This is a genomic window from Micromonospora sp. NPDC005161 (genome assembly GCF_053599855.1).
The window spans coordinates 18,770-43,707 of sequence record NZ_JBSFYQ010000005.1 but is presented as its reverse complement, the minus strand read 5'-3'; the positions used below and the strand labels follow the sequence as shown (position 1 = coordinate 43,707).

Annotated in this window: 21 protein-coding genes; 11 read left to right on the top strand and 10 right to left on the bottom strand. The window is 72.4% G+C overall.

Translation table 11 applies throughout. The features are described 5' to 3' along the window. Positions 1–117 precede the first annotated feature (117 nt). Entirely contained in the window at positions 118–2,817 is a 2,700-nt protein-coding gene (polA, locus tag ACWD5O_RS06840; RefSeq protein ID WP_450084776.1) for a DNA polymerase I, read from the top strand. A 96-nt stretch (positions 2,818–2,913) separates the two neighbouring features. Here polA and ACWD5O_RS06835 read toward each other — a convergent pair whose 3' ends face one another. Genes ACWD5O_RS06835 through ACWD5O_RS06820 form a run of 4 tightly spaced genes read right to left on the bottom strand, consistent with a single transcriptional unit; the run spans position 2,914 to position 4,697 of the window. Then, positions 2,914–3,348, bottom strand: a complete 435-nt coding sequence (locus tag ACWD5O_RS06835; RefSeq protein WP_450084775.1) for a DUF3140 domain-containing protein — start codon at positions 3,346–3,348, stop codon at positions 2,914–2,916. Beyond that, positions 3,335–3,556: a DUF2945 domain-containing protein gene (locus tag ACWD5O_RS06830; protein WP_450084774.1), complete on the bottom strand. Its 222-nt coding sequence runs from the start codon at positions 3,554–3,556 to the stop codon at positions 3,335–3,337. The genes ACWD5O_RS06835 and ACWD5O_RS06830 overlap by 14 nt, the downstream gene beginning before the upstream one ends. Before the next feature lie 53 nt (positions 3,557–3,609). Next, entirely contained in the window at positions 3,610–3,894 is a 285-nt protein-coding gene (locus ACWD5O_RS06825) for a Uma2 family endonuclease (RefSeq protein WP_450084773.1), read from the bottom strand. Beyond that, complete coding sequence (locus ACWD5O_RS06820) at positions 3,891–4,697, bottom strand: class I SAM-dependent methyltransferase (RefSeq protein ID WP_354964916.1); 807 nt, start codon at positions 4,695–4,697, stop codon at positions 3,891–3,893. Before ACWD5O_RS06820 ends, ACWD5O_RS06825 begins: the two co-directional genes overlap by 4 nt. 394 nt (positions 4,698–5,091) lie before the next feature. Here ACWD5O_RS06820 and rpsA point away from each other — a divergent pair, with 394 nt between their 5' ends. Continuing rightward, entirely contained in the window at positions 5,092–6,588 is a 1,497-nt protein-coding gene (rpsA, locus tag ACWD5O_RS06815) for a 30S ribosomal protein S1 (RefSeq protein WP_450004974.1), read from the top strand. A 300-nt stretch (positions 6,589–6,888) separates the two neighbouring features. After that, the gene (gene coaE, locus ACWD5O_RS06810) at positions 6,889–8,070 is read left to right on the top strand and encodes a dephospho-CoA kinase (RefSeq protein ID WP_450084772.1); all 1,182 of its coding nucleotides are present in this window, start codon (positions 6,889–6,891) and stop codon (positions 8,068–8,070) included. Positions 8,071–8,082: 12 nt separating this feature from the next. On the opposite strand, the gene ACWD5O_RS06805 is transcribed toward coaE, so the two are convergent. Next, complete coding sequence (locus ACWD5O_RS06805; protein ID WP_450084771.1) at positions 8,083–9,603, bottom strand: hypothetical protein; 1,521 nt, start codon at positions 9,601–9,603, stop codon at positions 8,083–8,085. Positions 9,604–9,931: 328 nt separating this feature from the next. Between ACWD5O_RS06805 and uvrB the strand changes: the two genes are divergently transcribed. Together uvrB and ACWD5O_RS06795 are read left to right on the top strand one after the other, a co-directional pair. Further along, positions 9,932–12,040, top strand: a complete 2,109-nt coding sequence (uvrB, locus tag ACWD5O_RS06800) for an excinuclease ABC subunit UvrB (RefSeq protein WP_354964912.1) — start codon at positions 9,932–9,934, stop codon at positions 12,038–12,040. Between the two features lie 140 nt (positions 12,041–12,180). Beyond that, positions 12,181–13,038, top strand: coding sequence for a helix-turn-helix domain-containing protein (locus ACWD5O_RS06795; protein ID WP_450084770.1), 858 nt, complete (start codon positions 12,181–12,183; stop codon positions 13,036–13,038). A 100-nt stretch (positions 13,039–13,138) separates the two neighbouring features. On the opposite strand, the gene ACWD5O_RS06790 is transcribed toward ACWD5O_RS06795, so the two are convergent. Next, positions 13,139–13,432 (bottom strand): antibiotic biosynthesis monooxygenase family protein, encoded by a 294-nt coding sequence (locus ACWD5O_RS06790; RefSeq protein WP_450084769.1) that lies wholly within the window; start codon positions 13,430–13,432, stop codon positions 13,139–13,141. Between the two features lie 85 nt (positions 13,433–13,517). On the opposite strand from ACWD5O_RS06790, the gene pnuC reads away from it, so the two are divergent. The 3 genes from pnuC (at position 13,518) to ACWD5O_RS06775 (ending at position 16,622) form a co-directional block, all read left to right on the top strand. Further along, complete coding sequence (pnuC, locus tag ACWD5O_RS06785) at positions 13,518–14,171, top strand: nicotinamide riboside transporter PnuC (protein ID WP_450084768.1); 654 nt, start codon at positions 13,518–13,520, stop codon at positions 14,169–14,171. An 80-nt stretch (positions 14,172–14,251) separates the two neighbouring features. Then, positions 14,252–15,298: an AAA family ATPase gene (locus tag ACWD5O_RS06780; protein WP_450084767.1), complete on the top strand. Its 1,047-nt coding sequence runs from the start codon at positions 14,252–14,254 to the stop codon at positions 15,296–15,298. A gap of 325 nt (positions 15,299–15,623) precedes the next feature. Next, complete coding sequence (locus ACWD5O_RS06775; protein ID WP_354965116.1) at positions 15,624–16,622, top strand: TerC family protein; 999 nt, start codon at positions 15,624–15,626, stop codon at positions 16,620–16,622. Between the two features lie 37 nt (positions 16,623–16,659). On the opposite strand, the gene ACWD5O_RS06770 is transcribed toward ACWD5O_RS06775, so the two are convergent. Both ACWD5O_RS06770 and ACWD5O_RS06765 read right to left on the bottom strand, forming a co-directional pair. Next, positions 16,660–17,577 (bottom strand): C40 family peptidase, encoded by a 918-nt coding sequence (locus tag ACWD5O_RS06770; RefSeq protein ID WP_450084766.1) that lies wholly within the window; start codon positions 17,575–17,577, stop codon positions 16,660–16,662. Between the two features lie 58 nt (positions 17,578–17,635). Next, positions 17,636–18,733, bottom strand: a complete 1,098-nt coding sequence (locus ACWD5O_RS06765) for a mandelate racemase/muconate lactonizing enzyme family protein (RefSeq protein ID WP_450084765.1) — start codon at positions 18,731–18,733, stop codon at positions 17,636–17,638. Positions 18,734–18,777: 44 nt separating this feature from the next. Between ACWD5O_RS06765 and ACWD5O_RS06760 the strand changes: the two genes are divergently transcribed. Continuing rightward, complete coding sequence (locus ACWD5O_RS06760; RefSeq protein WP_450005610.1) at positions 18,778–19,575, top strand: tyrosine-protein phosphatase; 798 nt, start codon at positions 18,778–18,780, stop codon at positions 19,573–19,575. 32 nt (positions 19,576–19,607) lie between these two features. Here ACWD5O_RS06760 and ACWD5O_RS06755 read toward each other — a convergent pair whose 3' ends face one another. Together ACWD5O_RS06755 and typA are read right to left on the bottom strand one after the other, a co-directional pair. Continuing rightward, complete coding sequence (locus tag ACWD5O_RS06755) at positions 19,608–20,468, bottom strand: serine hydrolase (protein ID WP_450005608.1); 861 nt, start codon at positions 20,466–20,468, stop codon at positions 19,608–19,610. Positions 20,469–20,588: 120 nt separating this feature from the next. After that, the gene (gene typA, locus ACWD5O_RS06750) at positions 20,589–22,457 is read right to left on the bottom strand and encodes a translational GTPase TypA (protein WP_354964904.1); all 1,869 of its coding nucleotides are present in this window, start codon (positions 22,455–22,457) and stop codon (positions 20,589–20,591) included. A gap of 133 nt (positions 22,458–22,590) precedes the next feature. Between typA and ACWD5O_RS06745 the strand changes: the two genes are divergently transcribed. After that, complete coding sequence (locus ACWD5O_RS06745) at positions 22,591–24,009, top strand: DedA family protein (RefSeq protein WP_450084764.1); 1,419 nt, start codon at positions 22,591–22,593, stop codon at positions 24,007–24,009. Between the two features lie 33 nt (positions 24,010–24,042). Beyond that, positions 24,043–24,933, top strand: a complete 891-nt coding sequence (locus tag ACWD5O_RS06740; protein WP_354964902.1) for a lytic transglycosylase domain-containing protein — start codon at positions 24,043–24,045, stop codon at positions 24,931–24,933. Positions 24,934–24,938 lie beyond the last annotated feature (5 nt).

Genomic DNA, 24,938 nt, shown 5'->3' with positions numbered 1-24,938 from the left:
CCGGCCATCCCTCGCGGGGTGGCCGGCCGCCGGCTTTCGGGCCGGCGGTCGGTCCCGCCGTCGGACGCGCGGTGCCGCCACCCGGCGGTGTCGGTGCGACGGACTAGAGTCGCTGCCGTGACAGCTACGACGCCGCGCCTGCTTCTCGTCGACGGACACTCCCTGGCATACCGGGCCTTCTTCGCCCTGCCGGTGGAAAACTTCTCCACCACGACGGGTCAGCCGACCAACGCGGTCTACGGCTTCACCTCGATGCTGATCAACGTGCTGCGTGACGAGCAGCCGACGCACATCGTCGTCGCCTTCGACGTCTCCCGCCGCTCCTTCCGCAACGACAAGTACGCGGAGTACAAGGCCGGCCGCAGCGAGACCCCGACCGACTTCAAGGGCCAGGTCAGCCTGGTCAAGGAGGTCCTGGCCGCGCTGCAGATCCCGGTGGTCGAGATGGAGGGCTTCGAGGCCGACGACGTCATCGCCACGCTCGCCTGCCAGGCCCGCGACCAGGGCATGACGGTGCTGATCAGCAGCGGTGACCGGGACGCGTTCCAGCTGGTCGACGACCAGGTCACCGTGCTCTACCCGCGCAAGGGCGTCTCCGACCTGGCCCGGATGGACCCGGCGGCGATCGAGGCGAAGTACGGCGTCGGGCCGCAGCAGTACCGGGACCTGGCCGCGCTGGTCGGCGAGACCAGTGACAACCTGCCCGGCGTCCCGGGCGTCGGCCCGAAGACCGCCGCCAAGTGGATCACCACGTACGGCGGGGTGGAGGGCGTGATCGCCCGCGCCGACGAGATCAAGGGCAAGGCCGGCGACAGCCTGCGGGAGCGGCTCGCCGACGTGATCCGCAACTACGAGATCAACCGCCTCGTCTCCGATCTGGAGCTGCCGCTGCGCCCGGAGGACACCCGCTGGGCCGGCTGGGACCGGGAGGCGGTGCACCAGGTCTTCGACACCCTGGAGTTCCGCATCCTGCGTGACCGGCTCTACCAGTACCTGGAGGCCGTCGAGCCGGAGGCTGAGTCCGGCTTCGACCTGACCGGCGAGGTGCTCACCGCGCCCGGCGCGCTGTCCGGCTGGCTGGCCGCGCACGTCCCGACCGGCACTCCGGTCGGGATGGCGGTCAAGCTCGACACCGGCCCCAACCGCCGGCACACCGCCTCCATCGGCGGTTTGGCGCTGGCCACCGCCGGCGGCGCGGCGGCCTGGGTCGACCCGGCGGGCCTCGACCCGGCCGACGAGGGCGCACTGGCCGGCTGGCTGGCCGACGCGCAGCGGCCCAAGGTCCTGCACGACAGCAAGCCGGCCGTGCTGGCCTGCGCCGCGCACGGCTGGGAGCTGGCCGGCGTCGTCCGGGACACCCAGATCGCCGCATACCTGGCCCGCCCCGACCAGCGGTCGTACGACCTGAGCGACCTGGCGCTGCGTTACCTGCACCGTGAGCTGCGGGTGGACGCGCCGGAGACCGGCCAGCTCACCCTCGACGGGCTGGGCGACGAGGGCGTGGCCGAGCAGAACCTCATGCTCCAGGCCCGGGCCACCCTCGACCTGGCCGACGCGATCGACGCCGAGCTGTCCCGCGACGGTGAGCAGTCCGCCCGGCTGATGGCCGGGGTGGAGCTGCCGCTGATGCGGGTGCTGGCCGACATGGAGAGCACCGGCATCGCCGCCGACACGCACTACCTGTCCGAGCTGGAGGCGCATTTCGCCGCCGAGGTGAAGGCCGCCGCGCAGGGCGCGTACGAGGCGGTGGGCCGGGAGTTCAACCTCGGCTCGCCCAAGCAGTTGCAGGAGATCCTCTTCACCGAGCTGGGCCTGCCCAAGACCAAGAAGATCAAGACCGGATACACCACCGACGCGGACGCCCTGCAGTGGCTCTACGCGCAGAATCCGCATCCGGTGCTCGCCCACCTGCTGCGCCACCGGGACGTGGCCAAGCTCAAGTCCACCGTCGACGGTCTGCTCAAGTCGGTCTCCGACGACGGCCGGATCCACACCACCTTCAACCAGACGGTCGCGGCGACCGGTCGGCTCTCCTCCACCGAGCCCAACCTGCAGAACATCCCGATCCGCACCGAGGAGGGCCGGCGGATCCGCCGGGCGTTCGTGGTGGGCGAGGGCTACGACTGCCTGCTGACCGCCGACTACAGCCAGATCGAGATGCGCATCATGGCGCACCTGTCGTCGGACGACGCGCTGATCGAGGCGTTCAACTCCGGCGCCGACTTCCACGCGGCCACCGCCTCGTCGGTCTTCGGAACGCCGGTCGACGAGGTCACCCCGGACCAGCGCCGCAAGATCAAGGCGATGAACTACGGCCTGGCGTACGGGCTGAGCGCGTTCGGGCTGTCCCAGCAGCTCAACATCGGCACCGAAGAGGCGCGCGGGCTGATGGAGAACTACTTCGCCGGTTTCGGCGGGGTGCGTGACTACCTGTACCAGGTGGTCGCCCGGGCCCGGCAGGACGGCTACACCTCGACCATTCTGGGTCGCCGCCGCTACCTGCCGGACCTGGGCAGTGACAACCGGCAGCGCCGCGACATCGCCGAGCGGATGGCGCTCAACGCCCCGATCCAGGGCTCGGCGGCCGACATCATCAAGCTGGCGATGTTGCACGTCGACACCGCGCTGAGCGAGGCCGGGCTGCGCTCCCGGATGCTGTTGCAGGTGCACGACGAGTTGGTCTTTGAGGTCGCGCCGGGTGAGCGTGAGGCGTTGGAGGCGCTGGTCCGGCGGGAGATGGGCGAGGCGTACCCGCTGTCGGTGCCGCTGGAGGTGTCGGTCGGCGAAGGCCGGGACTGGAACAGCGCTGACCACTGATCTCTGTCGTTGCGGTGGTGGGGGTTCCGGTGGTCGGTGCTGTTCTGCGTTGTGAATCAAAGTGGTGCGTCGGAGTGGTGGCGTCGGAGTGGTGGGTCAGCGGCCGGGGCCTCGGCGCTCCTTCGGGGGTGTGCCGTGCCGATCGAGGGCCCGCCGGGACGGGCCGCCCGGGGGCGGAAGAGGACCCTTGAGGGGGTCGTGACCCCAGTTCATGAGCGACCAACGCCACTTGGTGTCGCGGACATTGCCGGAGGGGCGCTGGGCCATGTGCCGGCGGACGTAGCCGACCACCTTGCGCATGTGCTTGTAGTCGCCCTCCGACAGGTCGCCGCGCTTGCGCCGCAACAGGTCGATGATCTTCCGACCGGACTCGTGCCCCACCGACTCACCGCCGCCGGAGCGGCCGCCCTTGTGCCAGCCGACCTGCTTCGACTCGTCGCTCTCGAGCCACTTCGACAGCTCGCCCGGCTTCATGTTCACCGCGTCGGTGAACTCGCGGTAGGTGTCCCGGGCGTCGTCACTCCCGCTCACGGCGCAGCACCTCCGGTCGGTGGGCGACGTCGCGGCCCGAGTCGTCGTTGCGGATCCGGTACTGCGGCTCGTCCTCGGTCGCGTTCACGGCGTGGCCGCGTACGTGCGTCCGGTCGGTCAGCTTCTCCTTGACCACGCCGTGCGCCCGGCCGCTGTGACTGGCCCAGGAGACGTGGTCGCCCTCGCGGAATTCCCTCTGCTCGGCCATACGCTCCGGCTACCCGGCACCGACGGGGCGAAACGGCCAGCCGAAGCGGCCGACTACGGCGTGATCTCGGCGATCGGCAGCTTGATGTCGAACGGCTCGGTCAGCTCGATCACGTCGGCGCCGTCGGCGACCAGCTCGTACTGCCGCTCACCGCCGGGCCCCACCCGGTCGCCGATCCGGTACGCGTAGACGTGCACCGGGTTCGGCTCGATCCGCCAGTAGAAGGGGATGCCGGCGGCGGCGTACTCACCCGGCTTGGCGAACAGGTCGATCCGCCGGGTGCCCGGCGAGACGATCTCCACGGGGTGGGGGTCGCACCGCGCGTGCGACGCGGTCATGCGGTGGGCTTCTCGGTGACGAAGATGGCGGTGCCGGGGAAGAGCCGACCGCGCAGCGGGCTCCACTGCCCCCAGATCCCCTCGTGCCCCGCCGGCCACTCCGGCTCCACCAGGTCCAGCAGCCGGAACCCGGCGCCGACCAGCTCCCGGATCCGGTCGCCGAGGGTGCGGTGCTGCTCGACGTAGGTGGCCACACCGGATTCGTCCTGTTCCACATAGGGGGAGCGGTCGAAGTACGAGTGCACGGCGGTCAGCCCACCCTCACCCGGGTCGTCGAGGAAGATCCAGCGCATCGGGTGGGTGACCGAGAAGACCCACCGGCCGCCGGGGCGCAGCACCCGGTGCACCTCGGCGAGCAGGGTCGCCGAGTCGTCCACGAACGGGATCGCGCCGAACGCGGTGCAGGCGACGTCGAACGACCGGTCGGCGAACGGCAGGGCGAGCGCGTCGGCCTGCACCAGCGGTACGCGTACCCCGGTGCGGTCGGCGGCTTCCGCGGCGTGCCGCAACATGCCGGCGGACAGGTCGAAGGCGACCGGCCGGGCGCCCTGGGTGGCCAGCCAGCGGGCGGCGGCCGCGGCGCCGCAGCCCACCTCCAGCACCCGGCGCCCGGGCAGGTCACCGAGCAGCCGGGCGTCGGCCTCGCGCAGCCCCTCGGGGCACCAGACGAAGTCCACGTCGCCGAGGAACGCGCCGTGCTCGGCCTGGTAGTCGTCGGCGTCGGTGTCCCACCAGCCGCGGTTGGCCCGCCGGGCCTCGGCGTCACCCACCCGGCGCCGGGTCACCCGGCTGTCGTCATCCACCCGCTCACGCTAGGCCCCGTCGCGGCTGTGGAGGGCGATGGGCCGGCCGACCCGCCGACGTCGCCGGCCGGACGCCCGTTCGGTGGTGCTGTCGGGTCAGGTGTGACGGACGAGACAGCAGGGGCGGTTTCCGGGCGATTGTTCGGCTTTCGCAGGTCATCGCAGGGCGAGAAGCCGGGAGGGCTTGCACGCTGTGGTAATGCGCACGGTAGGCTAGACGATGCGCTCGCGGATCGCGTTGCCTCGGCAGGGAGCAGGTGCGCGGTCGACGGAGCCACATCATGATCTCACTAGGCGATCGTTCGGTGTGCCCGGCGACGGATCCGCTGGCGCGAACAGGTCACCGCGACACCAGCCTGCTGTGACAACCCATCCGACCGGAGCAACCGCCCACATGACGAGCAGCATCGAGGCCCCCTCGAGCGCCACCCGGGTCACCCACGACGATCTCGGTTCCGAGGAGGCTTTCCTCGCCGCGATCGACGAGACCATCAAGTACTTCAACGACGGCGACATTGTCGAAGGCACCGTCGTCAAGGTCGATCGGGACGAGGTCCTGCTCGACATCGGCTACAAGACCGAGGGTGTCATCCCCTCTCGGGAGTTGTCGATCAAGCACGACGTGGACCCCGCCGAGGTTGTGACGGTTGGTGACCACATCGAGGCCCTGGTCCTCCAGAAGGAGGACAAGGAGGGTCGTCTGATCCTCTCCAAGAAGCGGGCGCAGTACGAGCGGGCCTGGGGCACGATCGAGAAGATCAAGGACGAGGACGGCGTCGTCCGCGGTTCGGTCATCGAGGTGGTCAAGGGTGGCCTCATCCTCGACATCGGGCTGCGCGGCTTCCTGCCCGCGTCCCTGGTCGAGATGCGGCGCGTGCGCGACCTGCAGCCGTACGTCGGGCGGGAGCTCGAGGCCAAGATCATCGAGCTGGACAAGAACCGCAACAACGTGGTTCTGTCCCGCCGGGCCTGGCTGGAGCAGACGCAGTCCGAGGTGCGCACCGAGTTCCTCAACAAGCTGCAGAAGGGCCAGGTCCGCAAGGGCGTCGTGTCCTCGATCGTCAACTTCGGCGCGTTCGTGGACCTTGGCGGCGTCGACGGTCTGGTGCACGTCTCCGAGCTGTCCTGGAAGCACATCGACCACCCGTCCGAGGTCGTCGAGGTGGGCCAGGAGGTCGAGGTCGAGGTCCTGGACGTCGACCTGGACCGCGAGCGGGTCTCGCTGTCGCTGAAGGCGACGCAGGAGGACCCGTGGCGGCAGTTCGCCCGCACCCACGCGATCCAGCAGATCGTGCCGGGTAAGGTCACCAAGCTGGTGCCGTTCGGTGCGTTCGTCCGGGTGGACGACGGCATCGAGGGTCTGGTCCACATCTCCGAGCTGGCCGAGCGCCACGTGGAGATCCCGGAGCAGGTCGTCCAGGTCGGCTCCGAGGTCATGGTCAAGGTCATCGACATCGACCTGGAGCGCCGCCGGATCTCGCTGTCGCTCAAGCAAGCCAACGAGGGCTTCGTCGAGGGCGAGGAGCACTTCGACCCGACCCTCTACGGCATGGCCGCGACGTACGACGCCGAGGGCAACTACATCTACCCGGAGGGCTTCGACCCGGAGACGGGCGAGTGGCTCGAGGGGTACGACAAGCAGCGCGAGACCTGGGAGAGCCAGTACGCCGAGGCCCGTCTGCGCTGGGAGGCCCACACCAAGCAGGTGCAGACCTCCCGGGCCGCCGACGCCGAGGCCGCTGCCAACCCGACTCCGGCCGTCCCGGCCGCTGGCGGCACCACCTCCTCGTCCAGCCCGGCTCCGAGCCGGCAGGCCGAGGAGCCGGCCGGCACGCTGGCCACCGACGAGGCGCTCGCCGCTCTGCGGGAGAAGCTCGCCGGCGGTAAGTGACCCGCTGAACGACGACGGGCCCCGTCCCCGCGATCTTCGGATCGTCGGGGGCGGGGCCTTCGCCGTATCCCGCCCGCCGGTCCGGTACACGATCGGGTCGCGCTGAGCGAAGGGCACCCCGGCCGGGCCACCGTGCCGCTGGTCCCGCGCCCGGCCCGCAAGATCGTGCTCGATCCTGGAAAGAGGGGCCTCCCGGTGGCCAGGTGACCACTACATCCAGGATCGAGCACGATCTCGCCGCCGCCCGCCGTGCGCGGGGTGGGTTTGGCGGCGGGATCCGCGATCCGGTTGACTGGTCCGGTGCTGAGAGTGGGATTGACCGGCGGGATCGGGTCGGGCAAGAGCGCGGTGGCCGCGCGGCTGGTCGAGCGGGGTGCCGTGCTCGTCGACGCCGACCGGGTGGCCCGGGAGGTCGTCGCGCCGGGCACCGAGGGGCTGGCCGAGATCGTCGCCGCCTTCTCCGAGCGGGTGCTGGACGCTGAGGGCGCGCTGGACCGCGCCGCACTGGGTGCGGTGGTGTTCGCCGACGAGACCGCCCGCCGCCGGTTGGAGGCGATCACCCATCCCCGGGTCCGGGCCCGCACCGCCGAGCTGGTCGCCGCGGCCGCACCCGACGCGATCGTCGTCAACGACGTACCGCTGCTGGTGGAGGTCGGTCTGGCACCCACGTACCACCTGGTGGTCGTGGTGCAGACGGCCGTGTCGACCCGACTGGAACGGCTGGCGCGCGACCGGGGGATGGACCGCGCGGAGGCCGAGCGGCGGATCGCCGCGCAGGCCGACGACGCCCGTCGCCGCGCGGTGGCGGATGTGGTGCTGATTAATGACGGCAGCCTCGCGGCGCTGCACGCCGAGGTGGACAGGCTCTGGCACCAGCGGCTGCTGCCCTACGAGCGCAACCTGCGTGAGCGGCGGGTGGTCCCGCCGGGCCGGGTCGACCGGGCCGAGGCCGACCCGACCTGGCCCGAGCAGTACGAGCGGCTGGCCGCGCGGATCCGGCACGCGCTCGCCCCGGCCGACCTGCGGATCGACCACGTCGGCGCGACCGCGGTGCCCGGCGTCGCCACCGAGGACGTCATGGACGTGCAGGTGGCCGTGCCCAGTCTCGCCGACGCCGACGGGACGCTGGCCGACCGGTTGGCGAACGCCGGGTTCCCGCGGGTGCCGGGGCAGTGGTGGGACGATCCGCGCCCGGCCGGCAGCGGCCGGTGGGAGAAGCGGCTGCACGGCGGCGCCGACCCGGCCCGCCCGGTGCGCCTGCACGTGCGGGTGGCCGGATCGCCGGGCTGGCGGTACGCGCTGCTGATGCGCGACCACCTGCGCGCCGATCCGGGCCAGCGGGCCGTGTACCTGCTGCTCAAGCGGGAGTTGGTCGACGCGGCGCCGGTTGTCGGCGGTCCCGGTACGGCCGGCGACCCCTGGTTCGACGAGGAGTACCTGCGCGCCGAGCAGTGGGCCGCGCAGACCGGCTGGCGGCCGTAGGGACTGTTTCGGTCAGGTGGTGGCCGCGGAGCGGGGCACCGGAGCGAGCCGGGGTACCGAGGCGGGATTGAGGTCGAGTTGTGCCCACGTGCCGGGGGCGGTGCGCAGCTCCAGCCGGCGCAGCGACCCGTTCCGGTCGATCCAGTAGCGCAGGAGCGCGTCCGCCGTGCGCAGCTCGACGACGTCCACGGTCCGCCCGGCGGCGACGTCCTCGCGTACCCGTACGGCCGCGCCGCGCTGCCCGGCCGACCCGGCGGCGGCCACCGCCGCGCCAACCAGCAGGCTGAGGTCGTCCGTACCGCTCCGGGTGAACCGCCACGCCCCGGCCGGGGGCGGCAGCGGCGGCCGACCCGGCGTCTCCGCAGTGCCACCGCCACCGGCCGCGGCCGGTACGTCCGCCCGGGCCAGGCCGGCGGTGTCCCGCCGGAGCAGGGTCCGGCGATCCGGTACGCCCAGATCGGCCACCGCCAGGTAGGCGGTGCGCGCGGTCCAGCTCAACCAGCCGGCGCCCCGCAGGTTGGTGTCCGTGCCCACCGGGGCGGTCAGCGTCAGCGTGGCCCCGCCCTGCGCGCGTAGCCGGGCCGGCAGGCGGCCGAGCCGGTCCCGTTCGGCGTCGGTCAGCGCGCGGGGCAGCCCCGGCCGGCCACCGAGCGCGTCCACCGGCCGCAGCGTCGGCCGGTCCGCCCGGTTGAGGATCACGGTGACCGGCCCGACGCCGGGCAGCTGGGCGACCAGCTTGTGCAACCGGCTGTCCTGGTCGAGCCAGTAGCGGGTCTGCCCGTCCAGGTCGGCCTCGACGCCCGGCGGGCCGGCCGCCGCGCTGCCCGGTGCCGGGTTCCCGCTGGCGGGTGCGCCGCCCGGCAGCGGCGCCTGCAGGATGTCCACTGGGCCGGCGGCGACGGTGTCCCGGGCCACCCAGCGGGCACCGCCGTCGCGCAGTGCCTGAGCCGGGTCCGGGCGGTCGGCGGCGAGGCCGAGGAGCAGGTCGAGCACGGGAGCCAGGCCCGCGCCGGGTGCCAGGTGGTGCAGCCGCCAGTGGTCCGCCGGCGGCACCAGTGGCGGCACGGCGGGAGTGGGCACCGCCGACGGGTCCGGCCGGATCACCAGCAACGGGCCGACGCTCTGCAACAGGCCCCGCTCGACGCCCGCGCCCGGCCCACCCACGTCGAGGTAGAGCAGCGGCCGCGACCAGTCCACCCACCCCACGAGTTCGGTACGGGCGGCACCGGCGCCGACCGTGACGCGGACCCCGGCGCGCAGGTCCCGCAGGTTGGTGACCCGCATCGCGGCCAGTCGCTCGCCTTCGGCCACGGTCAGCGGCCGGGCGGGCTCGGGTGGGTCGGGCGCCCAGCTCAACAACCCGATCACCAGCGCGGTCGCGGACGTGACCGCGGTCAGGCCGAGCAGCAGGAGCACCGTCCGGCGGCGGCGGCCGGCTCGGGCCGGGCCGGTGGTGTCGGCGACCGGGTCGGTGGCGCCGCCGGGGCGGGGCGTGCTGCCGGTGTCGCGCGTCGGGTTCGGAGAGGTGTCCACGGATGTGAAACGGGCCGAGCGGCGGCGGGGTGACGAGCACGGTAGGGTGGCGTCGCCGGAACGAGCAGGGGCGCTCGCGGCGGCCGGTCAGCGCCTCGAGCGCGACCACACCGGTGCGCACGCCGGACGCGCCGGGTGCTGCGACCGCTGTGCCGGGGGTGGCCGGCCGAGATGACGGCCTGGGCCACCGGCCCGGTCGGCCGCCGCGAGCGGCCTACAGCGAGAGCCTAGCGCCGGTGACATGTGCCACACAATGGGAATATTGAAGCTGATCACGTAACCGCCGTGACGGCCGTTCCTGTCGGACCTCCGGCGTACCGTTGAGGTCATGGCGCTCGACATTCCCCGGCTGGACAGCCGCTTCCAGGTCGTCAGTGACTTCCAGCCGGCCGGCGACCAGCCCGCCGCCATCGACGACCTTGAGCGTCGCGTTCGGCGTGGCGACCGCAACACGGTGCTGCTCGGCGCGACCGGCACCGGCAAGAGCGCCACCACCGCGTGGCTCATCGAGCGGCTGCAGCGCCCGACGCTGGTGCTCGCCCCGAACAAGACGCTCTGCGCGCAGCTGGCCAAGGAGTTCAGCGAGCTGCTGCCGCACAACGCGGTCGAATACTTCGTCTCGTACTACGACTACTACCAGCCCGAGGCGTACATTCCGCAGACCGACACCTACATCGAGAAGGACTCCTCGATCAACGAGGAGGTCGAGCGGCTGCGGCACTCGGCGACGATGTCGCTGCTGACCCGCCGCGACGTGATCGTGGTGGCGACCGTGTCGGCGATCTACGGCCTGGGCACCCCGGAGGAATACCTCGACCGGGCGGTCCGGGTCGAGGTGGGCCAGGAGCTCGACCGCGACAAGCTGCTGCGCCGGCTGGTCGACATCCAGTACACCCGCAACGACATGGCCTTCAACCGCGGCACCTTCCGGGTCCGCGGCGACACGTTGGAGATCATCCCGGCGTACGAGGAGCTGGCTGTCCGCGTCGAGATGTTCGGCGACGAGGTGGAGAAGCTCTACTACCTCAACCCGTTGACCGGTGACGTGGTCCGGGAGGTCGACCAGCTGGTGATCTTCCCGGCGACGCACTACGCGGCCGGCCCGGAGCGGATGGAGCGGGCCATCCGCGACATCGAGGTGGAGCTGGCCGAGCGGCTGGCCGAGCTGGAGCGGCAGGGCAAGCTGCTGGAGGCGCAGCGACTGCGGATGCGCACCACCTACGACATCGAGATGATGCGGCAGGTGGGCTTCTGCTCCGGCATCGAGAACTACTCGATGCACATGGACGGGCGGCTGCCCGGCAGCCCGCCACACTGCCTGCTCGACTACTTCCCGGACGACTTCCTCACCGTCATCGACGAGTCGCACGTGACGATCCCGCAGATCGGCAGCATGTACGAGGGCGACGCCTCGCGTAAGCGGATGCTCATCGACCACGGTTTCCGGCTGCCCAGCGCGGCCGACAACCGGCCGCTGCGTTTCGACGAGTTCCTGGAGCGGGTCGGCCAGACGGTCTACCTCTCGGCGACTCCGGGCCCGTGGGAGCTGGAGCAGGCCCAGGGCGAGTTCGTCGAACAGGTCATCCGCCCCACCGGGCTGATCGACCCGGAGGTCGTGATCAAGCCGACCAAGGGCCAGATCGACGACCTGATGCACGAGATCAAGCTGCGCACCGAGCGGGATGAGCGGGTGCTGGTCACCACGCTGACCAAGAAGATGGCCGAGGATCTGTCGGACTACCTGCTGGAGAACGGCATCCGGGTGCGCTACCTGCACTCGGAGGTCGACACCCTGCGCCGGGTGGAGCTGCTGCGCGAGCTGCGCAAGGGCGAGTACGACGTGCTGGTCGGCATCAACCTGCTCCGCGAGGGTCTGGACCTGCCCGAGGTGTCGCTGGTGGCGATCCTCGACGCCGACAAGGAGGGCTTCCTGCGCAGCGGTCGGTCACTCATCCAGACCATCGGCCGGGCCGCCCGTAACGTCTCCGGCCAGGTGCACATGTACGCCGACAAGATCACCCCGTCGATGGCGGCCGCGATCGACGAGACCGATCGGCGTCGGGCCAAGCAGATCGCGCACAACGAGGCGCACGGGATCAGCCCGGAGCCCCTGCGCAAGAAGATCCATGACATTCTGGACGACATCTACCGCGAGGCGGAGGACACCGAGAACTCCCGGGTCGGGGGCGCGGTGCGCCAGCTCTCCCGGGGCAAGGCGCCGGTCAAGGAGACCCGCAGCCGCAGTCGGGCCGCCGCCACCACCCCGTCCCGGGAGGGGATGGCCCGTGCCGACCTCGCCCAACTCATTCAGGAGCTCAACGACCAGATGCTGGCCGCCGCACGCGAGCTGCAGTTCGAGCTGGCGGCCCGGATCCGCGACGAGGTCGCCGACCTGAAGAAGGAGCTGCGCGGCATGGACGCCGCCGGCGTGAAGTGACGACCACGCCAGCGGGCCGAAACGGCAGGTACGGGCCGGTCCGACCGGTCCACCGTGGGCGATCCGGCGGTTGCGGTGCGCGAGCGTGGTATTGCACTGGGTGATCGTCCTGCGTACTCTCCCTCGGTGGGGAGGCGGGGATGCCGGTGCCAACAAGTCCTGTCATTCGACGTGTGCGGCTCGGCGCCGAGCTGCGCCAGTTACGCCGGCGCGAGGCGCTGACCCTGGAGCAGGTCTGCGACCGGCTGGGCTGGGCGTCGACGTCGAAACTGTCCCGCATCGAGCTGGGCCAGAGCCGCCCGGACCTCGCCGACGTCCTGGACCTGCTCGACGTCTACCAGGTGCCGGCGCCCGCCCGGGACGCGCTGATCGTGATCGCCCGGGACGCGGCCACCAGCCGCGGCTGGTGGAAGACGCTCGGCGAGATGAGCGAGCGGCAGCGCACCTACGCCGAGCTGGAGGCGGGTGCCGCCCAGATCGTCGAGTACCAGCCGGCGGTCGTGCCGGGGCTGCTCCAGACGCCGGCGTACGCCCGGTTGCGGGTCGCCGCCGGTGCCCTGCTTACGCCGGAGATCGACGTGGAGGCCGAGGTGCGCGCCCGGGCGCTGCGACAGGAGGTGCTGCGCCGAGCGGACCCGCCGCGCTACACGGCGGTGCTGGCCGAGGCCGTCTGCGACCCGGCTGAGCTGGCGGTTCCGGTCTGGCGCGAGCAGCTGCGGCACCTGGTCGCCGTGAGCGGGCTGGCGCACGTGACGGTGCGGCTGCTGCCCCGCGGCGTGGCCGGCGACGGGCTGCACCCGCTCACCCCGTACTCCTGCTATGCCTTTCCCGACCCGGCGGATCCGCGGACGGTGATGCTGGAGGCGTTGGCCACCGACGTCCGGTTGACCACCCCGCTCGACGTCGACCGGTACGAGCGGATGACCGAGGCTCTGCTGGCCGCCGCGCTGTCACCGCAGGAGACGGTCACCGCGCTGGCCCGCCGCGTCGGCGAGTGAGGGCACGGCGCGACCACCGGGCCCGGCGCCCCCGAGCCCGTCGGGACCGGCGGCCGGCGCGTGCGGTGGGCACGATAGCCGCGAGGTACGACAGCTCCGCTCAGGCCGGCACGTCGATGAAGTGTTCGACCAGGGCCGGCCCGGCGAAGTACGGCCCGATCAGCTCGCGCCACCGCTCGAACCGCTCGGTGGCCCGGAAGTTCTCCTCGTGCGCCTCGACCGAGTCCCATTCGACCAGTAGCACGAATCGCGTCGGGGACTCGATCCCCCGGGTCATCCGCACCGACCGGCAGCCGGGCGTCCCGGCGAGCACCGGGTGACCCTGGGCGTACGCGGCGGCAAACGCGTCCTCGTTTCCGGGCAGTACGTCGATCAGCGCGACCTCAAGCACCATGGTGGAGAGCCTCCCACGACGGGTCGGCCGAGTGGTGTCGTGGGGTCTGTTCCGGTGTCGGCACAGACCCTAGGGTGGCACTGTGATGATCGACTGGCTGACCGGCACCGCGTTCCGGGTGGCCGGCACCGGCACCACCTGGGCGGAGCTGTTGGGGTTCGCCACCGGCGTGCTGAACGTCTGGTTGGTGGCCCGGCAGCGGATCTCGAACTGGCCGATCGGCATCGCCAACGTGCTGCTGCTCATGCTGCTGTTCTGGACTGCCGGCCTGTACGCCGACGCCGGGCTCCAGGTCGTCTACGTCGCGCTCGGCTGCTACGGCTGGTGGCAGTGGCTGTTCGGTGGCGAGCGGCGGACCCGGCTCACGGTGAGCTGGACCGGGCGGCGGGAGTGGCTGGCGCTGGCCGTCGTCGGGGTGCTGCTCACCGGGGCGCTCTGGGCGCTGCTGGACCGGGCCACCGACTCCACCGTGCCGCTGCCGGACGCGCTGACCACGGCCCTGTCCCTGCTGGCGACGTACGGCCAGACCCGCAAGCGGGTGGAGAGCTGGTGGCTGTGGATCGCCGCCGACCTGATCTACATCCCGCTCTACGCGTACAAGGGCCTGCACCTGACCGCCGTCCTGTACCTGGTCTTCCTGGCCCTCTGCGTGCTCGGGCTGCGCGCCTGGCGGGCCGACCTGCGCCGGGCCGCCGGGCCGACCACGGTGCCGTCCGGGCCGGCGCCGGTCAGCGCGTGACCGGGCGGGCACCGGGCCACCCGTCGGCACCGACACCGAGGTCGCCCGGACGGGCGTCGAACCCGGAGTTCGGGCACGGGATGGTGGTGGGAAAGTTCTATCCGCCGCACGCCGGGCACCACGCGCTGATCGAGGCCGCCGCCGCCCGCTGTGCCGCGGTCACCGTGGTGGTGGCGCCGTCGCGCCGCGAGTCCATCCCGCTCGAGGCGCGGCTGGAATGGCTGCGGGAGGCGCACGCCCACACCCCGTGGGTCCGGTTCGTGGGTCGGTACGACGACCACCCGGTGGACTACGCCGACCCGGCGGTCTGGGACGCGCACTGCACGGTGTTCCGTGCGGCGGTCGGACCGGAGGCGGTGGACGCGGTCTTCTCCTCCGAGGCGTACGGCGTGGAGCTGGCGCGGCGCTTCGACGCCGTACCCGTGTCGGTGGATCTGGACCGGCGGACCGTGCCGGTCTCCGGCACCGCGGTGCGCGCGGACCCCGCGGGTCACTGGCGATGGCTGAGCCCGCCGGTGCGCGCCTGGTTCGTCCGGCGGGTCGTGGTGGTCGGCGCCGAGTCGACGGGCACCACCACGATGGCAGCGGCGCTGGCCGCGCACTACCGCACCGACTGGGTGCCGGAGTACGGCCGGGAGTTGACCGCCCGCAAGCTCGCCCGGCTCCGCGAACGCTCGCCCGGGGCGAGTGTGTTCGACGTCCGTTGGGACCGGGGCGACTTCCGCACGGTGGTCCGCGAGCAGCAGGCGGCCGAGGACGCGGCGGCCCGATCGTCCGGGCCGCTGTTGTTCTGCGACACGGATGCGCGGGCCACCGCCGTCTGGGAGGAGCGCTACCTCGGCAACGCGTCCCCGCAGGTCCGGGCCGCGGCGCGCCGGCCGGCGCTGTATCTGCTGACCGACCACCGGGACGTGCCGTTCGCCGACGACGGTCTGCGCGACGGGGAACACCTGCGGGGCTGGATGACCGAGCGGTTCCGCACCGAGCTGGCGGGGTGCGGCGTGCCGGTGGTGGAGCTGACCGGACCGCACGCCGAGCGGCTGGCCCGTGCGGTGGCGGCCTGCGACGCCCTGCTCGCCACCGGCTGGTCGCTCACCGACCCCCTTGTCGCACCCGACACGCACTAGCCTCCTAGGACGCCCGAGGGGACGTGTCGGACGCTATTCCCGTTCGGCGAGTGGGCGGTGACACCGAATGCCCGGGGTGCGATCACACGGCGTGGTGGGGGAGAATGGCCATCGAGGAGGGGAGTATTCCCTCGCGACGGAGTCGTCAGCACGGTCGATCGCCGGAACGTCGGCGGCCCCCGACCCGGCCCCGTCGGTCGCCGCCCGCTCGCGGGAGGCGGCGGAAGAGACCTCCGACAGTCACCAGAGTGAGCGTCAGCGGCACACCGGCCCCTTCGGGGGCGTACGGTGTGCCCGACGCCGCGTGTCTGCCGGAGGAATGAAGTTGGACGTGTCCGGATTGGTGTGGGCGGGGACTCTCGTCGCACTGACTGCGGTTCTACTCGTCGACCTGTTGATCATCGGTCGGCGTCCACACGAGCCGAGTGTGCGCGAGTCGAGCCTCTGGGTCGCCTTCTACGTCGGCCTGGCCCTGCTCTTCGGCGCCGGTCTCTGGCTGACCTCCGGGGCGAGCGCGGCCGGGCAGTTCTACACCGGCTGGCTCACCGAATACAGCCTCTCGGTGGACAACCTCTTCGTCTTCGTGATCATCATGGCCCGCTTCGGGGTGCCCCGGCAGTACCAGCAGAAGGTGCTGCTGGTCGGCATCGTGCTGGCGCTGGTGATGCGCGGTGGGTTCATCGCCGCCGGCGCCGCCCTGATCTCGCAGTTCTCCTGGGTCTTCTACATCTTCGGCGCCTTCCTGATCTACACGGCGGTCAACCTGGCCCGGCAGGGCGAGCCGGACGAGGACGAGTTCTCGGAGAACCTGCTGATCCGGTGGAGCCGTCGGGCGCTGCCGATCTCCAAGAGCTACGACGACGCGAAGCTGACCACCCACGAGAACGGCCGGCGGCTCTTCACGCCGATGCTGATCGTCATGATCGCGATCGGTACCACCGACCTGATCTTCGCTCTGGACTCCATCCCGGCGATCTTCGGCATCACCCAGGAGCCGTACCTGGTCTTCACCGCGAACGTCTTCGCGCTGATGGGCCTGCGTCAGCTCTACTTCCTGCTCGGCGGCCTGCTCGACCGGCTGATCTACCTGAGCTACGGGCTGGCCGTGGTGCTCGGCTTCATCGGGGTCAAGCTGGTGCTGGAGGCGCTGGCCGACAACAACCTGCCGTTCATCAACGGCGGGGAGCACGTGGGGTGGGCGCCGCACATCCCGATCTGGCTCTCCCTGCTGGTCATCCTCGGCACCCTGCTGGTCGCCACGATCGCCAGCCTGATGAAGTCCGCCCGGGACCGACGCCGCGAACTGGCCGAGGCTCGACGCTGACCCGCCGCCGGCCGGGTGCGGGGACGCGCCCGGCCGGTCAGACCCGGTGCGCGCCGACCAGGGTGGCGGTCCGATCGGCCGGCAGCGGCTCCTCCACCACTCGCCGCCGCCGGTAGCAGGCGTGCAGCATCCGCCGGTTCTCGTGGTCGCCGGGGACGGCGGTGACGATGCCGATGTGATGGATCTTGCGGCCGGGTCGGGCGAAGAAGTAGAGGTCGCCGGGGCGCTCCTCGCCCAGCGGCAGTGGTGTGGTCGCCTGGGCCTGGTCGTCGGCGTCGCGGGGCAGCAGCACCCCGAAGCGGCGCCAGGCCAGATGCACCAGCCCTGAGCAGTCGATGCCGTACGCGGAGAGCCCACCCCAGACGTAGACGACGTGCAGCAGCCGCTGCGCCACCGCGAGCGCGTCGGCGGCGCTGGGCGGCGTGGCCGGCGCGGAGGTGAGCTGACCGTCGGGCAGCCAGAGCGGCGCGGCCTGGCCGGGGAGGTGCACCGGCTGCCAGCCGTCGCGCACCGGGCCGGCCGGGACGAGGCGGGTGCCGACGACCACGCCGGGCAGCACCACCGGCCCGTTCGGCGCGGCGCGCAGCCCGGTGACCGTGGCGTCCACCACCAGGGGGCGGCCGGTGACGGTCGGGTCGACGGGGGCCAGTTGATCGACGGGCAACCAGCCCGGGTAGCCGCGCGGATCCAACTTGGCGGCGGGTTGCTCGACGGCGACCACCCGCGCCCAGCCGTCCGGGCGCAGCTCGCTGATGAGCACCCGCTCGCCCAGCAGCAGCTGGCTCAGCACGCAGTCGCCGACCTGCTGGTCGGTGTCCAGGCCGGAGACCCAGGTCGGGATGTCGGCGCGCGCGGTCAGCGCCGGCTGATCCACCAGGCGGACCGCCTCGGGGGAGGTCCACAGCGTCGCCACCGCGACCCGGACGACGGCCTCGCGGCCCGGCTGCAGCTCCACGTCAACCCCCAGCTCGTGTGCGCTGTCTCTGGAACCCTATGAAAGAAACCAACGATCATCAACTGCGGGGCTGCATCTTTACTTCAGCCAGGCCCGAGATGCCCAGGCCGGGAGCGTCCGGCAGCACCACCGTGGCGCCCTCGTAGCGGAGGCCGCCATGCACCGGTGACCAGGCCAGCCACCAGGCGGCGTCCAGGTCGGCGACGGCGGTGGTGCCGTACGCGCCGACCAGGCTCGCGGCCGCCCCGATGCCGACCTGGGTCTCCATCATCGACCCGACCACCGTGCCGAGCCCGTGCGCGGCGGCCAGCTCCAGCAGGGTGCGCGCCGGTTGCAGCCCGCCGGCCTTGGCCAGCTTGACGTTGACCAGGTCGGCGGCCCGTCGACGGATCACCTCCACCAGGTCATGGACCCCGAAGACCGCCTCGTCGGCCAGGATCGGCACGGACACCCGGTCGCTGACCCACGCCAGCCCGTCCAGGTCCCAGCGGGCCACCGGCTGCTCCACCAGCTCCACGTCGAGCCCGGCGTCCTCGATCCCGCGGATGACCCGTACCGCCTCCCGGGGCGTCCAGCCCTGGTTGGCGTCGAGCCGGATCCGGACCCCGGCGCCGACCGCCGAGCGGACCGCCCGGACCCGGTCCAGGTCGCCGGCCGCGTCGGTGCCGACCTTGAGCTTGAGCACGCCGAAGCCGTCGGCCCGTCGCTGCCGCGCGGCCGACGCCAGGTCCGCCGCGTCGCCCGCGGCCAGCGTGACGTCCGTGGGAACCCGCAGCGTGGTGCCGCCGAGCAACCGCACCAGGGGTACGCCCAACCGTCGGGCGGCCAGGTCGTGCAGGGCGACGTCGACCGCTGCCTTGGCCGCCTCGTTGCCGACCACCGCGCGCTGCACCTCGGCGCAGCGGGCCACCAGGTCGTCCGGGTTGCGCCCGGTGAGCAGGGGTCCGAGCAGCTCCCGTACGCACGCCTCGGCGCCAGCGACCGACGCGCCGGTGACCTGCCAGACCTGCGGCGCCTCGCCGAAACCGGAGCGGCCGTCGGCGTCGACCAGTTCGACGACCAGCGTTTCCACAGTGGTGGTACGGCGCAGCGCGGTGACGAACGGGGTGTGTAAGGGGGCGGAAACCCGGTGGGTGCGTACCGCCGAGATCGTCATGTGGGGCACCCTATACGCAGGCGCGCGGCGGGAGGGGAGACCGGATGACCGGGCGGGACTGGGAGATGGTGGGCGCACCGAACGCGCGTGACCTGGGCGGCATCGTCGGCGCCGACGGCCGGCGGGTGCGCCCCGGGCGGCTGATCCGGACTCCGGCGCTCGGCCGGCTCACCGACGAGGACCTGCCGGTGCTCGCGAAACTCGGCCCGGCCTGCGTGGTCGACCTGCGTGACGGCTCGGAGATCGCGGTGGCCCCGACGGACCGGCTGGTGGGCGAGCCGCAGGTGGTGCACCTGCCCGTGCACGACCCGGAGCACCCGGTCTTCACGTACGTCTCGGCGGTGCTGCTCGGCCACGACCTCGACGCGTACGCGGAGCTGGCCCGGCAGGGCACGGCGGCGGCGATGGCCGCGATCTACCGGTGGTTCGTCACCGGCGAGTCGGCGCGGGTCGGCTTCGCCGAGGCCGTGCGGCTGGCCACCCAGCCGGAGAACCTGCCGCTGATCTACCACTGCTCGGCCGGCAAGGACCGCACCGGCTGGCTCACCGTCATCCTGCTGACCGCCCTCGGGGTGGACGAGGCGACGGTCCGCGCCGAATACCTGCGCAACAACGCGCTGACCGACAGCCTGCGCGCGGTGATCGTCGAGGCGATGCGGCGCCGCCAGCCCGAGCTGGACGTCGAGGCGGTGCTGCCGGTGCTGGAGGTTCGCCCCGAGTACCTCGACGCCGGCTACCAGGAGGTACGCCGAGTGCACGGCTCGTTCGACGGCTACCTCCGCGACGGCCTCGGGCTGCCCGACGAGGTCCTGACGGCGCTGCGGGAGAACCTGCTGGAGTGACCGGTGCGCCGGCCGGCCCGCGGGTGTCGGGGTCAGAGCTGGTGGCGGGCCGCCCAGACCTGCGCCGAGACGTGGGCGATCAGCCGGCAGGCGTCATCCTCGACCTCGTCGCCGCTGGGGCCGCCGTCGGCCAGGTCGGTCGTCGTGCAGACGGCGATCACGTACGGCGGGGCGTCGTCGGGCAGGACCACCCCGGCGCCGTGCCGGACGCCGCGTACCCAGCCGTTCTTGTGCGCGATCCGGGTGCCCTCGGGCAGGCCGGCGGCCAGGTCCTCGCGGTGCTCCTGGGCGAGCAGCACGTCCAGCATGGCCGCGCAACCGGCCGGCGAGGCGAGCCGGCCGGGGCTGGTGCCCCCGGTGGCGACCGCGCCGAGCAGGGCGGCCAGGTCGTGGGCGGTGACCAGGTTGGTGATGCCGGCCTCGCGGGCGGCGAAGTCCTCGATGCCGCGGCCGGTGACGCTGTGCCGGGCTCCGGCCAGCGCCCACACCTCGGCCACCGCGGGCAGGCCAACGTGGCCGATGATCAGGTTGGTGGCCAGGTTGCTGGACCGCACGATCATCCGGTCGGCGAGCCAGCGCAGCGGCGCGGTGCCGCCCACCCGGTCCCAGACCGCGTCGTCGTTGTCGTAGTGCTGCGCGCAGGAGAACCGGGGTGCGCCGGGCTGGGCCGAGCCGAACTCGTTGATCACCGGGACCGGGGCGTCCAGCTCCAGCGTGCCGGCCTCGGCGGCGCGGTGCAGCGCGGCGAGCACCGCCGCCTTCATGGTGCTGGCGGCGTAGTGGGCGGCGTCAGCGTGGCGGGTCCAGGTGGGCGGCGCGTCGAGGCGGCCCACGTACGCCGAGACGGTGCCGGGCACCTTGTCCAGGTGGGCGTCGAGATCATCCCAGGTCATGCCGGTGACCGTAGCGGATCACCGGCGGGTCGGCCGGGCGGGCCCGCGTACCCCGCCGGAACGCGGACGGGCGCGCCGACCGCAAGCGGTCGACGCGCCCGGTGCCGGGTGCTGGTGGGGTCAGCCGGCGTGCTTGCGGCGGGCGGCGGCCCGGCCACGCAGCTGCTGGTCGAGCACGACCTTGCGGATGCGCACCGCGGTCGGGGTGACCTCGACGCACTCGTCCTCGCGGCAGAACTCGAGCGCCTGCTCCAGCGACAGCTTGCGCGGCGGGATCAGCTTCTCGGTCTCGTCGGAGGTCGACGCCCGCATGTTGGTGAGCTTCTTCTCCTTGGTGATGTTGACGTCCATGTCGTCGGAGCGGGAGTTCTCCCCGACGATCATGCCCTCGTACACCTCGGTGGTCGGGTCGACGAAGAGCTGACCGCGCTCCTGCAGGTTGATCATCGCGAAGGCGGTGACCGCGCCGGCCCGGTCGGCGACCAGGGAGCCGTTGTTGCGGGTCCGCAGCTCGCCGAACCACGGCTCGTACGACTCGAAGACGTGGTGCAGGATGCCGGTGCCCCGGGTGTCGGTGAGGAACTCGGTGCGGAAGCCGATCAGGCCGCGCGCCGGGACCAGCCACTCCATCCGGATCCAGCCGGTGCCGTGGTTGACCAGCTGCTCCATCCGGCCCTTGCGGGTGGCCAGCAGCTGGGTGATCGCGCCCAGGTACTCCTCGGGCGCGTCGATGGTCAGCCGCTCGACCGGCTCGCAGGTCTTGCCGTCGATCTCGCGGGTGACGACCTGCGGCTTGCCGACGGTCAGCTCGTAGCTCTCCCGGCGCATCTGCTCGACGAGGATGGCCAGCGCCAGCTCACCACGCCCCTGCACCTCCCAGGCGTCCGGCCGCTCGGTGGGCAGCACCCGCAGCGACACGTTGCCGACCAGCTCCTTGTCGAGCCGGTCCTTGACCATCCGTGCGGTGACCTTGGAACCCTTGACCCGGCCGACGTGCGGCGAGGTGTTGGTGCCGATGGTCATCGAGATGGCCGGCTCGTCGACGGTGATCAGCGGCAGCGGCACGGGGTTCTCCGCGTCCGCGAGGGTCTCACCGATCATGATCTCGGAGATGCCGGCGACCGCGATGATGTCGCCCGGGCCGGCGGACTCGGCCGGCTTGCGCTCCAGGCCCTCGGTCATCAGCATCTCGGAGATGCGGACCCGCTGGGTGCTGCCGTCGGTGCGGCACCAGGTCACCGTCTGACCCTTGTTGATGGTGCCCTGCCGGACCCGGCACAGCGCCAGCCGGCCCAGGAACGGCGAGGCGTCGAGGTTGGTGACGTGCGCCTGCAGCGGCGCGTCCTCGTCGTACGCGGGCGGCGGGATGGTGTCCAGCAGGGCGCGGAACAGCGGCTCCAGGGAGGTGCTGTCGTCGGGCACCGAGCCGTCGGCGGGCTGGGTCAGCGAGGCGATGCCGTCGCGGGCGCAGGCGTAGACGATCGGGAAGTCGATCTGCTCCTCGTCGGCGTCCAGGTCGAGGAAGAGCTCGTAGGTGTCGTCCACGACCTCCTTGATCCGGGCGTCGGGGCGGTCCACCTTGTTGATCACCAGGATGATCGGCATCCGGGCGCGCAGCGCCTTGCGCAGCACGAAGCGGGTCTGCGGCAGGGGGCCCTCGCTGGCGTCGACCAGCAGCACCACCCCGTCGACCATGGTCAGGCCGCGCTCCACCTCACCACCGAAGTCGGCGTGGCCGGGGGTGTCGATGATGTTGATGGTGACCGGGTCGGAGCCATCCGCCGGCAGGTAACGCACGCCGGTGTTCTTGGCCAGGATGGTGATGCCCTTCTCCCGCTCAAGGTCCCCCGAGTCCATCACCCGCTCGGTCGTCTCACCGCGGGCGCCGTACGCGCCGGCCTGCCGCAACATGGCGTCGACCAGGGTGGTTTTGCCATGGTCGACGTGAGCGATGATGGCGACGTTGCGGAGGTCGGTGCGAAGCTGCATACCCTCTATCCTTCCGCCTGCGCTCGCGCAGGCCGCGTCGGGGTCACCCCCAGGTGCCCCTGATCTCTGGTGAAACTGCTGTCCGGGTGGTTCTCCCGGCTGGCATGCTGGCTCCCGTGTCCCGGGGGCCTGAGTGCATGACCTGCTGACCTTGGTGCAGGGTCTGCCCACCCTGTGGATCTACCTGGTCGCCGCGCTGATTGTGGCGGGCGAGACCGCGGTGATCTTCGGCCTGCTCGTGCCGGGTGAGGCTACCCTGCTGCTCGTCGGCTTCCTCACCTACAACGGTACCTTGCGGCTGGGCCCGTCGTTGCTGGCGATGATCGTCGCCGCGGTCGCCGGTGACGCCCTGGCGTACCGCGCCGGGCGGCGGTACGGCTCGCGGCTGCGTACCCGGCTGGGCCACCGGGTCGGGCCCGAGCGGTGGGGTCGGGCCGACGCGATGCTTGCCCGGCTGGGCGGGCGGGGTGTGTTCGCCGCGCGCTGGGTGGCCTTCGCCCGCACTCTGGTGCCCCGGCTGGCCGGCGCGGCCGGCATGCCGTACCGGCGGTTCGCGCCGTGGAACCTGGCCGGCGTGGTGACCTGGGTGGGCGGTTCGGTGCTGCTCGGTCACGTCGCCGGTGAGTCGTACGACACGGTCTCCCGGCTGCTCGGCCGGGCCACCGGGGCGGCGCTGGTGCTGCTGGCCGGCCTGCTGGGGGTGGTGCTCACCGGCCGGTGGTTGGGCCGTAACCCCGACCCGGTCCGGGCTCTGCTCTCGCGGGCCGGCGCGCTTCCGCCGGTGCGCTGGCTCAGCGCCCGCTACGGGGTGCTGTTCTTCCTGGTGGCGATACGGATCGGGCCGGCGTGGACGCTGCTGCTCAACCTCGCCGCCGGGCTGTTGCTGCTCTTCGCCGCCGGGCTCGCCATCGCCGGCCTGCTCGCCGTGGTGGTGCGCAACAGCGGGCTGTCCGCGCTGGACGGGGCGATTGGGGGCTGGTTCGCCGCCCGGCGGACCCCGGACGCCGCCGATGCCACCCTGGCACTGGTGTCGGTGGTGCGGGGGTGGGTGCTGATCGTTCTGGTGGCCCTGGTGGCCGCGGTGCTGGCCTGGCGGAATCGGCCGTGGCGGGCGGACCTGCTCAGCGTGGTCGGCACGGTGGGCGCGTTCGTGCCGCTGCTGGTGCTAGCCGTGGTGGCCGAGCTGACCGGGTCGCCGGGAGCGGGGCCGGGCGGCGGCGAGGGGGTCCCGTTCCCGACGCAGAACGCGGTGGTCGCGGCGAGCTTCTGCACCCTGGCCTGGCTGGTGTCCCGGGGCGCCCGCTGGCCGGTGGCGGTGGCCGCCTGGACGGCCGCCGCGGCAGGGGTGCTCGGGGTCGGCGGCGCCCGGCTCTACCTCGGGTTGGACACGGCGAGCGGGACCGCGGCGGCCGTGCTGCTCGGGGTGCTCTGGACGGTCGTGTTCATGGTCGCCTGGGCCACCCGGGACCGCGCGATGGGGGAGCGGGAGCAGCCGGAGGACCCGGTCCTGCCGCGCTCGCAGGGGCCTCGCCGCCCGGTCGAACCTTGCTAGGGTGCGGCGACGGTCACACGGGGGAGGAACGGCATGCGTGGACGGACCGGTCGGGTGGGTGCCGTGGTGCTCGCCGGGCTTCTGCTGACGGGCACGATGGTCGGCTGCGCCGACCGCGGTGAGCGCCCGCAGGGCCAGGCCGAGCCGGTCGCGGTCACCGATGCGCCGACGGACGCCCCGGTCGACGAGGCCGCCGCAGAGCCGAGCCCGTCGGCGAGCGGGGTGGCGGCGATGGGCGCCGCGCCGAGTCGCAGCGCGACCCCGACCCCGACCCCGAAGCCGACGAAGAAGCCGACCCGACCGTCCGGCCCGGCGACGAAGCCGCGCCCGGTGGCGAAGCCGCCCACCGAGACCAAGGTCCCGCCGGCGCCCCCGAAGCCGGCACCGACCTCCTGTAAGCCCAGCTACAAGGGCACCCAGGCGACCCGGGCCGAGACGAAGGCGGCGCTGGCCGACGCGGCCGCCCGCGTCTACTGGCCGACCTCCGCACCGGACATCAAGATCCCACTCGACCTGGTCAAGGCCACCGCCTGGCAGGAGAGCGGTTGGCAGTCCAACATCTACGCCTGCGATGGCGGCGTCGGGCTGATGCAGGTGATGCCGGGCACCGCGACCTGGATGAACCAGCGGTTCGAGCAGAGCTACAAGATCGACGACTACCGGGACAACGCGTTCCTGGGCGCCAACTACCTGGCCTGGCTGACCAAGTACATCGGCGACATGTACTTCGAGTCCGACTTCCGGCTCGACGCCGGCCTGTGCACCTCCGAGCTGAACTCCTGCCTGCTCAACGCGGTGATCGCCGCGTACAACTTCGGGCACGGGGCGGTGGCGCAGGAGGGGGAGCCGCTGGCCATCCCCAACCCGTCCTACGTGCGCAACGTGCGCGCGCTGATGACCGAATGCGTCTGCCTGGGGTACTGAGCGAG